The organism is Streptomyces sp. NPDC007808, from assembly GCF_042868655.1.
Lineage (GTDB): Bacteria > Actinomycetota > Actinomycetes > Streptomycetales > Streptomycetaceae > Streptomyces.
On record NZ_JBIAEQ010000009.1, the window covers coordinates 413,944 to 426,238 of the forward strand.

The following is a 12,295-nucleotide window of genomic DNA, read 5'->3' on the forward strand; positions in this document are numbered from 1 at the left end:
GCCTTCTCCTACTCGCGCTCCAGGACGGCCGTCACACCCTGTCCGCCCGCCGCGCAGACCGAGATCAGCCCGCGCCCCGGACCGCCCTTCTCCGCCAGCAGCGCGGCCAGCGTGGCGACGATCCGCGCCCCGGTCGCCGCGAAGGGATGGCCGGTGGCCAGGGACGAGCCCGCCACGTTCAGCCGCGCCCGGTCCACGGGCGCCAGCCCCCGCTTCTCCCACGCCGCGAGCGTGGCCAGCACCTGCGAGGCGAAGGCCTCGTGGATCTCGACGAACTCGAAGTCGCCGACGGTGAGTCCGGCGCGTTCCAGCATGCGGGGGACGGCGTACGCCGGCGCCATCAGCAGCCCGTCCTCGCCGCCCGCGACATCGCCCCGTACGAAGTCGACGGCCGCCGTCTCGCAGGCGGTGAGGTGGGCCAGGGGTTCCAGGCCCCGCTCCTCGGCCCACTCCTCGCTCGCCAGCAGCACGACCGCCGCCCCGTCGGTCAATGGCGTCGAATTGCCCGCCGTCATGGTCGGTTCGGGCTGGTCGAGGCCGAACACCGGCTTCAACGCGGCGAGTTTCTCCGGCGTCGAGCCGGGGCGCAGGTTCTGGTCACGGGTCAGGCCCCGGAAGGGCACCACCAGATCCTTGAAGAAGCCCCGTTCGTACGCCGCCGCCAGCCGTCGGTGGCTGGTCGCCGCCAGTTCGTCCTGCGCCTCGCGGGTGATGCCCCAGGCGCGGGCGGTGACGGCGGCGTGCTCGCCCATGGAGCGGTGCGTGCGGGGCTCGGCGTTGCGCGGGATGTCGGGGACCAGGTGGGACGGCCGTACGCCGGTGAGCGCTTTGAGCCGGTCACCGAGCGACGTGGCCCGCCGGGCCTGGAGCAGGATGCGGCGCAGTTCGTCGTTGACGCCGAGGGGCGCGTCGCTCGCCGTGTCCGCGCCACCGGCGATCGCCGACTCGGTCTGGCCGAGCGCGATCTTGTTGGCGGCGGCGATGACGGCCTGCAGGCCGGTGCCGCAGGCCTGCTGGATGTCGTACGCGGGTGTGCGCGCGTCCAGCCGGGAGCCGAGGACGGTCTCGCGGGCGAGGTTGAAGTCCCGGCTGTGCTTGAGGACGGCCCCGGCTACGAACTCGCCGACCGCGCCCGGCCCGGTGAGTCCGTACCGCTCGACCAGGCCGTCGAGCGCGGCGGTGAGCATGTCCTGGTTGGAGGCGGTGGCGTACGGGCCGTCGGCGCGGGCGAAGGGGATGCGGGTGCCGCCGATGATCGCGACGCGCCGGACGGTCGGCCGTTCCATGGAGCTCATCTCCACCCACTCCTCACGTCACCATGGGCTTACCTCGGGTAACCTTACTCCCGAGTCAGTACTGGAGCGCACTGGAGAGCTGGACATGGCCGACCGCTATCTGACCTTCACCGGCACCGCGCCCGGTCGCTTCCTCAGCCGCCGCCTCGGGTTGCCGCGGCCCGCGCCACTCAAACGCCGGTCGCCGGGGCGGCCGACCCCTCCGGGCGACACGCTCCTGCGTACCGCCGGCAAGTCGGACCTGGACCTGGCCGATACCGCGCTGGGGCTCGATCTGAAGGCCGCCGCCGAGAAACCGGCCGCCGTGCTCCTGGACGCCACCGGGGTCCGGGACGTCGAGACGCTCGCCGAGGTGCACGCCGCCCTCCACCCCGTCGTACGGTCGGTCGCCGACAGCGGCCGGGTCGTCGTCCTCGGCGCCCCCCTCGACCCCGCCGACCACCACCAGGCGGCCGTCCAGCAGGCCCTGGAGGGCTTCACCCGCTCGCTCGGCAAGGAGATCGGACGCGGCAGGACCGTGAACCTCGTCCGGCTGACCGAAGCGCGGGCCGCCGCATCGACCCTGCGTTTCCTGCTCTCCCCCAAGTCGGCGTACGTCAGCGGCCAGGTGATCGAGGTCGGCACCGAACAGGTCACGGCACCCGAGGACCCCGACCTCCCGCTGGCCGGCCGCACCGCCCTGGTCACCGGCGCCGCGCGCGGCATCGGCGAGGCTGTCGCCGAGACCCTCGCAGCCGACGGCGCCCATGTCGTCGTACTCGACGTGCCGCAGGCCGAACCGGAAGCCCGGCGCCTCGCGGAGCGGCTCGGCGGCACCGCCCTCGCGCTCGACATCACCGCGCACGACGCGGGCGAGCGCATCGCCGCCACGCTGCCCGGCGGGCTGGACGTCCTGGTCCACAACGCCGGGATCACCCGGGACCGGCGGCTGGTCAACATGCCCGCCGAACGCTGGAGTTCGGTACTGGAGGTCAACCTGGCGAGCGTGCTGCGCACGACCGACGCGCTGCTGACGAACGGGGTCCTGCGCCGGGGCGGGCGGATCGTGGCCACCGCGTCCATCGCCGGGCTGGCCGGGAACGCCGGACAGACCAACTACGCCGCGAGCAAGGCGGGCGTCGTCGGCCTGGTCCGCTCCCTCGCGCCGCGCGCGCTCGCCGAGCACGGCGTGACGGTGAACGCGGTCGCGCCGGGCTTCATCGAGACGAAGATGACCGCCGCGGTCCCGCTGCTCATCCGGGAGGCGGGCCGCCGGATGAACTCCCTCGCGCAGGGCGGGCTCCCCGTCGACGTCGCCGAGACGACCGCCTGGCTGGCCGACCCCGGATCCGGGGCCGTCAACGGCCAGGTCGTACGCGTATGCGGCCAGAGCCTGCTGGGGGCCTGATGTCCGTCGTCCTCACCGCACCTCCCTCCCTGCCGCCCCTGCTCGCCCGGGGCGCCCTGCTGTCCCCCTTCAAACGACCCGGCCCCGACGCCGAGTTCCCGCGCACCCGGCTCGTGCTGCCGGACCTGCGCGTGGACCTCTCCCGGCTGGCCGCGTACGAACGCGTCTGCGGGTTCCCCACCGGCGAGGACGCCCTGCCGGTGACGTACCCGCACGTGCTCGGGTTCCCGCTGGCGATGCGGCTGATGAGCGGCCGGGACTTCCCACTTCCGCTGCTCGGCCTCGTCCACACGTCGATCTCCGTCACGCGGTACCGGGCACTCACGGCCACCGGGCAGTACGAACTGGCCGTGCACATCGACGGACTGGCCCCGCACCGGCGCGGCACGCAGGCCGGCGTGGTCACCGTGCTGCGGGCGGGCGAGGAGGTCGTGTGGGAGTCGCGGAGCACGTACCTGGCCCGGCACCGCACCACCCGGCAGCCGGTCCCCGAGGCGGCCGAGGAGGAGCGCGAGCCGCTGCCCGCGGTCGCCGAGTGGCGTCTCGCCGACGACATCGGCCGCCGCTACGGCGCCGCCTCCGGTGACCGCAACCCCATCCACCTGCACCCCCTCACCGCCCGCCTGTTCGGCTTCCGGCGCGCCATCGCGCACGGCATGTGGACGGTGGCCCGCTGCCTCGCCGCGCACGGAACGCCGGAAGCGGTCCTGGTGGAGGCCGCGTTCAGGGCGCCGGTGCTGCTGCCGGGGACGGTGACGTACGCGGCGCAGGGCGGGCTGTTCGAACTGCGGGGCGGGCCGGCGGGGCGGCTGCACCTGGCCGGCCGGGTTCAGCCGCTCGCCTGAGCGGCGGCCTGCGGCGGGGTCCAGGGCCGGCCGGCCATCATGTTGCCCAGCCCCGACCATGCGAAGTTCATCAGGGTGGCCGCCGCCTCCCGCGCCGTCACGCCCGTGGCGTTCGCCCAGTCGGCGAGCGCCTCGGCGGCACCCACCAGGGCCTCGGCGAGCCCGGCCACCTCGTGCTCGGGCAGGTCGGGGTCGCGATGGGCCTCCCGTGCCGCCGCCAGGATCAGCTGCGTGACGAACGCGACGATCTCCGCCCGCATCGTGGCGACCTCACCCGCGAAGGGCTCACCGTGGGTGCGGGCCTGCAGATGCAGCACCGACCAGCCGTCCGGGTTGCGGGCGGTGTGCGTGAAGAACGCCTCCAGCCCCTCCCAGAGTTGGCGGTCGGCGGGCAGATCGCGCCGCACACCCGCGCGGACGGCCTCGGTGAGCGCGGCCGCCTCGCGTCGTATGCAGGCGGTGAAGAGGTCTTCCTTCGAGTTGAGATACAGGTACACCAACGGCTTGGAGACGCCCGCGAGTTCGGCGATCTCGTCCATCGACGCGGCCATGTACCCCCGTTGGCCGAAGGTTCGCACGGCGGCGTCCAGCATCTGCTGTTCACGGACGGCGCGCGGCATCCGCTTGGTCTTCACGGCACCCATACCGATCAGCCTACGGGCCGGGAGGGGCGATCCCACCCGGCCCGTACGCACTCGGCGCCTTCGCGAGCGGCTACTCCTCGCCGCCGGCGTCGTCCGCGAACCGGGCCACGCGGTCCATCCACGGCTGTACGTCACCGGCCGCGGACGGCAGGGCCGTCAGCCGGGGCAGCAACTGCGCGGTGAGCAGCGTCGACAGGGCCGAGGTGTCGGCGCCCGTGCCGTCGGTGCGCACGACCACCGGCTGCGGTGCCTTCCCGGCGAGCTTCGCCCCCACCTCCAGGCGACGCCGGGCCAGTTCGTACTGGAGCACGGCCCGGTTGTCCCGGTACGCCTTGGCGAGGGCGCGCTGGGCGCGGGCCTCGTTCTCGGCGGCGATCAGACCGCTGCGGCCCCGCGTCTCGATCTCGAACCGCACCCGCTGGGCATTGGTCTCCTGCTGCTCCAGCAGCTGGGCCACCTCCTCACGAGCCCGGTTCAGCGCGGCCTTCACCTCGACGATCCGGGCGTCGCGGACCTTCTTCGCGCGCTCGATGTCCATGCCGAGCTGGTCGATCCGGCGCTTGCGGATCAGGCCCCACTCCTGGTCGTAGGCGGTGCGCTCCTTGGCGACCCGCTCCCGGGTGGCCAGGTGCTGCTGGTACTGCGTCGGCAGCTGCACGTCCGGGATGTTGGAGCCGGTGATGCGCACGCCGTACCCGGACAGCTGACGGTTGAGCAGCTCCTGCATGTCGGCCACGTCCGAGCCGCGCAGGTCGTACGCCCGCTCGGTGCGCATCTTGCGCGCCCGCTGGCGGATCGCGTCCTGTACGGCGCTGGAGAGCACCAGGTCGAAGTTGCCCGCGCCGATGGTGCGGACGAACAGCACCGCGTCGGTGATGCGGAACTTCAGGAAGAACTCGATCGAGCGCAGCGGCACGTTCTCCTGCGTCGGGCAGGCCATCACCGGCGCCGAGTAGGGGATCTCGGTGGCCACGTCGACGACGAAGTCGACCCGGGACCACGGGTGCCACAGGTAGTGGCGGCCGGCGTCCAGGGTGCGGGTGACGGCGCCGTAGCGGGTCAGCACGCCGTTGGTGCCCTGCTCGATCTCGACGATCGAGGAGCGCCACCACCACAGCACGCCGATCAGCAGCAGGACGGCGCCGCCGACGTAGGACAGGGTGGCGAGGGCCCCGTAGGCGAGGTCCCCGGCGGCCGACTCGGCGTCCGCCTCCTGGAGGGACAGCATCCCGCCCATGAGCAGGGCGTACACGCCGAGCCACAGCGGCAGCATCCACCACAGGCGGCGCCGGTGACGGGGGATGATCACCGGGATCAGGGTGTCGGCCTCGCCGCCGCGCAGCAGCCGCGCGATGTCGCTCCAGGGGGCGACCTTCTCGGCGATGACCGACCGGCGGTGGGAACGTGCGGTGCTCACTGGGCGGCCTCCTCGGACGCGTCGGAGCGGTCGGGGTGGTCGGTCGGGGCGGGCTGGTCGGGCACCTGCGGCACGGTGGGCCGCTCGGCCGCCAGCAGCGCGCCGATCTCCGCCTCACGCGCGGCGATCCGCTCGGACACCTCGGACAGACGCGCCCGTACGGCGGCCATGTCCTCGGCGCTGAACAGCTCGGTGCCGCGCTCGCCCACCAACTCTCGGGCCAGTTCGAGGAAGTCGATCCCCGCGTCCGCCGTGCCGCCGATGCGCACGAGCCGCGGCAGATGGTCCGCGACCTGCTCCAGCGTGTCCAGCACCTGCTGCTGGTAGCGGTACTCCAGGATCTCCGGCGCCTCAGCTGCGGTCACCGCGCGGATGTCGAGGGCCTGCGCCTCCAGGAGGGCCGCGTTGGCCTTCGCCTCGGACTCGGCCTGGACATAGCGCTGCCGGGCGAGGGCCTCGGCGCGGTTGGTCTCGCGCTCCACGGCCGTGTCCATCTGCGCCTGGTACTGGGCGATGTCGGCCTGGATCGCGGAGAGCGTCTCCAGGCTGGAGGCGAGTTCCCGGGTGAGGTCGCCCTCGTCCTGCTCCTTGCGCAGCTGGAGCGCGTACTCGTGCGTGTACGCCTCCTTGGCCACCCGCACCATCTCCGGTGCCGCCAGGTCCATGCGGTAGCGCTGGTCGGACGGTTCGGCGTGGGTGATGTTGGCGTTGGTCAGCTCGACGGCCGGGCGGAACTGCTGGTTGAGCTGCTCCAGCAGCCGGCCGGTGTCCTCGCCGACCATGTCGTAGATGCCGGCCGCCTCCTGCTCGTAGACGAGCGTGCGGATGGTCTCGCTGACGGCGTTGCTCAGCTTCTCCTCGAAGCCGCGCACCGCACCCAGCGTGTACACGAACTCGGTCGGGTCGCTGATCCGGAACTGGATGAACAGGTCGATGGACGCCTTCACGCCACCCTTGGTCGGCGCCTCGCGCACCGGCGCGTTGAACGGGTACTCACGCGTGGTGTTGACGATGTACGACACCCGCTTCCACGGGCTCAGCAGCACGACCCGGCCAGGGCCGACGATCTTCTCCAGCTTGCCGAACCGGGTGATCAGCGCCTGGCAGCCGTCCGGGACCATGACCATGCCCTGCCGCCACCACACGAAGGCGACGGCGAGCACCGCGATGACCCAGTAGTGCACGCCGAACAGCGGGTTGGTGACCACGTCGGCGCCGGACGCCCCCACGACGGACGCGCCGACCGCACCGATCACGAGCAGCGTCAGCACCGGCAGCATGGAGACGATGGAGCGGCCCTTGGGCATCACCATCGGGCAGATGGCGTGCACCACCTCGCCGCCCTCGCGTACCTGCTCGCTGCGGCCGAGCGCCTCCCCGGCCTCGTCCAGCGGCACCGTCTTCTGCCGCATGACGGTGGCGGTGGAGCCGCCCTGCTCCCGGGCGGCCGGGAAGTCGGCCGGGTCGATGCCCTGCCCTTGCGCGTCGTAGTCGTCGGCGCCTGATTCCAGTGCCCCGCGTCCGCCGGCCTGCCGCCGCAGTTCCTGCTGCGCGGCCGTCCGCGGGTCGGTACCGGAGGCGACGGCCTCGGCGACACGTCGTGCGCCCTGCTGCGCGCGCGCTCGCGCTTTTGCCACTGTTCCCCCTCTTGGTGCGAGTGCCGGACCGGATGTCCCGTCCGGCGTGGTGTCGGGCGTGACCTGTGTGGTCCGGTGTGATCCCGGCCATCCCACACCCTCGATCCGGACAAGGTTAAGGGGGGTGCCCCGGACAGTTACCTACCGGTAATGCTGCCGGGGTCCGGAAAGGACGGGGGGGGGACGAGGGGACCAGGGGCCTGAAGGCTGTCGCGGAGCGCACGGGAAGATCGCGCAGCACCTCGCGCGCGAGAACGGCAGGCGCCGACGGTCACCGGGGGACGGGACGGACCGAGGCTCCTGGCGGGCCGATCGCGACGGGAGGCCGGCTCTGACCCCGTCGTGCGCCGGCCGTCAGCCCTGCGAGCGGACCGCTTCGTCGACCGCCGCGTCCTCCTGGCTGCGGTTGGCATCCAGATTGGACTTCATGCGGTCGACCCGCTGCACGATCTGCTCGGAGGCCCGGTCGCGTTCCTTGCGCAGGACGACGAAGCTGATCGGGGCCGAGAGCACCAGGGCGAGCAGGACGATCCAGATGCCGTTGGAGTCGCCGAGGCCGCGGGGGACGAGGCCGGAGTAGACGAGGCCCCAGACGACCACGAAGCAGCCCACGAAGATCCCGAGGCGCATCAGTGTGTAGCGGAGCATCTCAACCCACTCTTCCGGTTCCAAAAAGGGCCACTGTCCAGTGAAGCACGCCGATCCACCGATCTTGCAGGGGGGTCATTCGAGCGGCAGCAGCATGATCACGTCGTCACGGTCGTCGCCCGGCGCGACCCGGATGGCGTCCGGGATCCGGCCGACCTCCTTGTAGCCGCAGGAGCCGTAGAAGTGCTCCAGGCCGAGGCCGCCCCGGCAGCTCAGGCGGATCGCCTCGATCCCGTCGAAGGTGCGGGCCGCCTCCTCGGCGGCCGTCAGCAGATCGCGGCCGTGGCCCCTGCCCTGGTGGCGGGGGTGCACCATCACCGTGTACAGCCACACCCAGTGGGCCATCAGGTGGTGGGTGTTGAAGGTGAAGAAGGCCGTCGCGGACACCTCGCCCGCCTCGTCGTGTCCGACCAGCAGCCGGCTGCGCCCCTCCGCCATCCCCGCGAAGTGCCGCACCAGCTCGGGCCGGACCGCCTCCCTCGTCACCGGCGGCACGAAGCCGACGGCTCCGCCCGCGTTGGAGACGTCGGTCCACAGGTCGAGGATGCCGTCGCGCAGGTCGGGGGTGACGGCGGGATCGAGTGTGAAGGTAAGGGCCACCGGACAATCGTAGCCATTACAAAGGGCTTGTGCGGGAGTGTTACGACAACGCCCGGGCCGCCACCTTCAGATCCGAGACCAGGCCCTCGTAGGCCGCCTTCCGGTCGGCGTCGTCCTGCGCGCGCAGCACCGACGACGGGTGCACCGTCGCCACCAGCTTCTCCGGCCGGCCGTGGATCTCGCGCTCCAGCAGCGCCCCACGCACCTCGCCCACCCGGAACGACGAACCGAGCAGCGCCTTGCCCGCGCTCGCGCCCAGCAGCACGATCAGCTCCGGCTCCACGACGGCCAGTTCGGCGGCCAGCCAGGGTCCGCACGCGGTCATCTCGCGCAGCGAGGGCGCCTTGTGGATACGGCGCTTACGGGGTTCCGCCCGGGTGAACTTGAAGTGCTTGACCGCGTTGGTGACGTAGGCCTCGCCGGGGTCGATGCCCGCCTCGGCGAGAGCCCGGTCGAGCAGCCTGCCCGCCGGACCCACGAAGGGCCTGCCCTGGCGGTCCTCCTGATCACCGGGCTGTTCACCGACGAGCATGACGCGAGCGTTTCTGGTCCCGGCGCCGAACACCGTCTGCGTGGCGTCCCGGTGCAGGGGGCAGCCCCGGCACTCGGCGGCGGCGCGACGCAGGGCGGGCAGGCCACCGCGGTCGGGCACGAAGGGTTCGGCGGTGTAGGCGTCCTCAGGGGTGCGGGAGGTCGCCTTCGTACTGGCCATGCCGCACGGGTACCCCTCGATCGGGCGCCGTCACGGCACGCGCGGGTGGATCACACCCGCATGGGCTGCGGCGACTCCCGGCGCAGCGGGTCCGGGCCGTCGTACTCCCGGATGATCTCGTACCGGGTGTTGCGCTCCACCGGCCGGAAACCGGCGTCCCTGATCAGGTCCAGCAGGTCCTCGCGGGTCAGCTTGTTCGGCGTGCCGAAGTTGTCCGCGTCGTGCGTGATCTTGTACTCGACGACCGAGCCGTCCATGTCGTCGGCGCCGTGCTGGAGGGCCAGCTGGGCGGTCTGGACGCCGTGCATGACCCAGAAGACCTTCACGTGCGGGACGTTGTCGAAGAGCAGACGGGAGACCGCGAAGGTCTTCAGCGCCTCGGCGCCGGTGGCCATCTGGGTCCGGGCCTGGAGGCGGTTGCGGACCTTGCCGTCCTGCACGTCGACGAAGTCGTGCTGGTAGCGCAGCGGGATGAAGACCTGGAAGCCGTTCGTCTCGTCCTGGAGCTCGCGCAGGCGCAGGACGTGGTCGACGCGGTGACGGGGCTCCTCGATGTGGCCGTACAGCATGGTGCACGGGGTCTTGAGCCCCTTCTCGTGCGCCAGCCGGTGGATCCGCGACCAGTCCTCCCAGTGGGTGCGGTGGTCCACGATGTGCTGTCGGACCTCCCAGTCGAAGATCTCGGCGCCGCCGCCGGTGAGGGACTCCAGACCCGCGTCGATGAGCTCGTCGAGGATCTCGCTCGCACTCAGCCCGCTGATCGTCTCGAAGTGGTGGATCTCCGTGGCCGTGAACGCCTTCAGCGACACGTTCGGCAGGGCGGCCTTCAGCTCCCGCAGCGAGCGCGGGTAGTAGCGCCACGGGAGGTTCGGGTGGAGGCCGTTGACGATGTGCAGCTCGGTGAGGTTCTCGCCCTCCATCGCCTTGGCGAGCTTGACCGCCTCCTCGATGCGCATCGTGTACGCGTCCTTCTCGCCCGGCTTGCGCTGGAAGGAGCAGTAGGCGCAGGAGGCCGTGCACACGTTCGTCATGTTGAGGTGCCGGTTGACGTTGAAGTGCACGACGTCGCCGTTCTTGCGCGTGCGCACCTCGTGGGCGAGCCCGCCGAGCCAGGCCAGGTCGTCCGACTCGTACAGCGCGATGCCGTCCTCGCGGGACAGCCGCTCACCGGAGCGGACCTTCTCCTCCAGCTCGCGCTTGAGCCCGACGTCCATTCCCACACCTTTCTACGAAACCCGACCCCACCGTACTCCCCCGCCCTTCAGGCGCGAGGTGCCCCCGTCCGGCGCAGCGCGCCTCGGGGCTCAGACCTCTTCGGGCAGCTCTCCGACCCGGTTCTCCCACTTGGTGGAGAGCACGATGGTGGTACGGGTGCGGGAGACGCCCTTGGTGCCGCTGAGCCGCCGGATGATCTTCTCCAGGCCGTCCACGTCGCTGGCCCGCACCTTGAGCATGTAGGAGTCGTCGCCGGCGATGAACCAGCAGTCCTCGATCTCGCTGAGGTCCTTCATCCGGGCGGCCACGTCCTCGTGGTCGGTGGCGTCGGACAGCGAGATGCCGATCAGCGCGGTCACGCCGAGGCCGAGCGAGGCGGCGTCGACGGTGGCGCGGTAGCCGGTGATGACGCCGGCCGCCTCCAGCCGGTTGATGCGGTCGGTGACGCTGGGTCCCGACAGGCCGACGAGGCGTCCCAGCTCCGCGTAGGAGGCCCGGCCGTTCTCCCTCAGGGCCTGGATGAGCTGCCTGTCCACCGCGTCCATGCGATTCGAAGCCTTCCGGTGAAAGTTCCTGAAGTGATGAGAGGTACTGCGACTTGCTCAGATGGCCTTCATGCCGTGCGGGTTCCGCCGCCGAGTTCGCCCTTCCAGCGGCGGTACAGCCGGTGATCGACGCCCGCCGCGTCGAGCACGCGTCCGGCGACGAAGTCGACGAGGTCCTGGATGTGGGTGGCGCCCGCGTAGAAGGCGGGCGACGCCGGTACGACGACCGCGCCCGCGTCGTCCAGGGTGACGAGATGGCGCAGCATCTGGCCGTTCAGCGGGGTCTCGCGTACGGCCACGACCAGCTTGCGCCCCTCCTTCAGGGTGACGCTCGCTGCCCGCTGCAGCAGGTCCTTCGACAGCCCGAGCGCGACGCCGGCGACGCAGGCGGTGGAGGCGGGCACGATCAGCATGCCCTTCACCGGATACGACCCCGAGGACGGCCCGGCGGCGAAGTCCCCCGCGCTCCAGTGCCGTACGCCGTCGACGTCGACGTCGAAGGTCCCCGGCTTGCCGTCGGCGCCACGGGACAGCCATGCGCGCAGGTCGTCCTGCCAGTGGGCGTCGCGGAAGGAGATCCCGGTCTCGTCGAGCAGGGTGAGCCGCGAGGCCCGGGACACCACGAGGTCGACGCTTTCACCGGCCGCCAGCAGCGCACGCAGCACTGCGGCCGCGTACGGCGTCCCGGACGCCCCGGACACCCCCACGATCCAAGGCACGCGCTGCTTTTCTCCTGCGTTCACACCCTGAGCCTACCGGCGGCGCGAACCGGGTTCAGGACGGGCCGGAGTCCACCGGGAGGCGACCGGTGTCGACTGTGAGACGCCCGACCTTGGTCTCGACGGCGATTTCACCGCCGTACGGAAGCGTGTCCCGCCCAAGGTACCCGTCGGGACCGGGGTTCCAGTGCGTGACCAGGTGGCCCTGCTGCGGATCGAAGATCAGGTAATTCTGGATGCCCCGAGCCGCGTACTGACCGTTCTTGACCTCGTAGTCGTTGCGGACGCTGCTCGGGGAGACCACTTCGATGGCGAGTTCGATGAGGTCGGGTGCGTAGGACGTCGGATTCCGGTTCTTCTCGGCCGCGGGAATGAGCGCGAGATCGGGACAGAACTCGAAGTCGTCGCTGAACGGAATCGCCACATCGCTGATGAAACCCCACTCCGGGCCCACTTGATCTTCCAACTGCGTCCAGAGCCGCATGATGGTTTCGTTGTGGAACGGCCTGAGCGGACTCATCACGATGTTGCCCTCGACAATCTCCATCCGGTACCCGCGGAACATGTCCTCGTACCGGGCGAGCTGCGAGTGCGGGCGGTCGCTGTCCGAGATGGTCACGTCGGCCTCCCT

General features: G+C 71.4%; 13 protein-coding genes. 2 read left to right on the top strand and 11 right to left on the bottom strand.

Going from position 1 to position 12,295, the window contains the following annotated elements; all coding sequences use genetic code 11:
• Positions 1 to 8 precede the first annotated feature (8 nt).
• Complete coding sequence (locus ACFYNL_RS32890) at positions 9 to 1,295, bottom strand: acetyl-CoA C-acetyltransferase (RefSeq protein ID WP_388809910.1); 1,287 nt, start codon at positions 1,293 to 1,295, stop codon at positions 9 to 11.
• Positions 1,296 to 1,380: 85 nt separating this feature from the next.
• Here ACFYNL_RS32890 and ACFYNL_RS32895 point away from each other — a divergent pair, with 85 nt between their 5' ends.
• Both ACFYNL_RS32895 and ACFYNL_RS32900 read left to right on the top strand, forming a co-directional pair.
• Positions 1,381 to 2,682, top strand: a complete 1,302-nt coding sequence (locus ACFYNL_RS32895) for a 3-oxoacyl-ACP reductase (protein ID WP_388809912.1) — start codon at positions 1,381 to 1,383, stop codon at positions 2,680 to 2,682.
• Entirely contained in the window at positions 2,682 to 3,527 is an 846-nt protein-coding gene (locus tag ACFYNL_RS32900) for a MaoC family dehydratase (protein ID WP_388809915.1), read from the top strand. Before ACFYNL_RS32895 ends, ACFYNL_RS32900 begins: the two co-directional genes overlap by 1 nt.
• On the opposite strand, the gene ACFYNL_RS32905 is transcribed toward ACFYNL_RS32900, so the two are convergent.
• The 10 genes from ACFYNL_RS32905 to ACFYNL_RS32950 form a co-directional block, all read right to left on the bottom strand.
• Positions 3,512 to 4,171, bottom strand: a complete 660-nt coding sequence (locus tag ACFYNL_RS32905; RefSeq protein ID WP_388809917.1) for a TetR/AcrR family transcriptional regulator — start codon at positions 4,169 to 4,171, stop codon at positions 3,512 to 3,514. The genes ACFYNL_RS32900 and ACFYNL_RS32905 overlap by 16 nt on opposite strands.
• A gap of 70 nt (positions 4,172 to 4,241) precedes the next feature.
• Positions 4,242 to 5,588, bottom strand: a complete 1,347-nt coding sequence (locus tag ACFYNL_RS32910; RefSeq protein ID WP_388809919.1) for an SPFH domain-containing protein — start codon at positions 5,586 to 5,588, stop codon at positions 4,242 to 4,244.
• Positions 5,585 to 7,225 carry an SPFH domain-containing protein gene (locus tag ACFYNL_RS32915; RefSeq protein ID WP_388809922.1) on the bottom strand — a complete coding sequence of 547 codons (1,641 nt, stop codon included), beginning with the start codon at positions 7,223 to 7,225 and terminating at the stop codon, positions 5,585 to 5,587. The genes ACFYNL_RS32910 and ACFYNL_RS32915 overlap by 4 nt, the downstream gene beginning before the upstream one ends.
• A 354-nt stretch (positions 7,226 to 7,579) precedes the next feature.
• A complete protein-coding gene (locus ACFYNL_RS32920) occupies positions 7,580 to 7,873 on the bottom strand; it encodes a DUF4229 domain-containing protein (protein ID WP_388809924.1) in 294 nt (97 codons plus the stop codon).
• 75 nt (positions 7,874 to 7,948) lie between these two features.
• A complete protein-coding gene (locus ACFYNL_RS32925) occupies positions 7,949 to 8,473 on the bottom strand; it encodes a GNAT family N-acetyltransferase (protein ID WP_388809926.1) in 525 nt (174 codons plus the stop codon).
• Between the two features lie 40 nt (positions 8,474 to 8,513).
• A complete protein-coding gene (locus ACFYNL_RS32930; protein WP_388809929.1) occupies positions 8,514 to 9,185 on the bottom strand; it encodes a UdgX family uracil-DNA binding protein in 672 nt (223 codons plus the stop codon).
• Between the two features lie 50 nt (positions 9,186 to 9,235).
• Entirely contained in the window at positions 9,236 to 10,399 is a 1,164-nt protein-coding gene (gene mqnE, locus ACFYNL_RS32935) for an aminofutalosine synthase MqnE (RefSeq protein WP_388809932.1), read from the bottom strand.
• 90 nt (positions 10,400 to 10,489) lie between these two features.
• Positions 10,490 to 10,945, bottom strand: coding sequence for an Lrp/AsnC family transcriptional regulator (locus ACFYNL_RS32940; RefSeq protein WP_388809934.1), 456 nt, complete (start codon positions 10,943 to 10,945; stop codon positions 10,490 to 10,492).
• 68 nt (positions 10,946 to 11,013) lie between these two features.
• The gene (locus tag ACFYNL_RS32945; RefSeq protein ID WP_388809936.1) at positions 11,014 to 11,688 is read right to left on the bottom strand and encodes a UbiX family flavin prenyltransferase; all 675 of its coding nucleotides are present in this window, start codon (positions 11,686 to 11,688) and stop codon (positions 11,014 to 11,016) included.
• A gap of 31 nt (positions 11,689 to 11,719) precedes the next feature.
• On the bottom strand, positions 11,720 to 12,283 hold the full coding sequence (locus ACFYNL_RS32950) for a Uma2 family endonuclease (protein WP_388809939.1): 564 nt from the start codon (positions 12,281 to 12,283) through the stop codon (positions 11,720 to 11,722).
• Between the last annotated feature and the right edge of the window lie 12 nt (positions 12,284 to 12,295).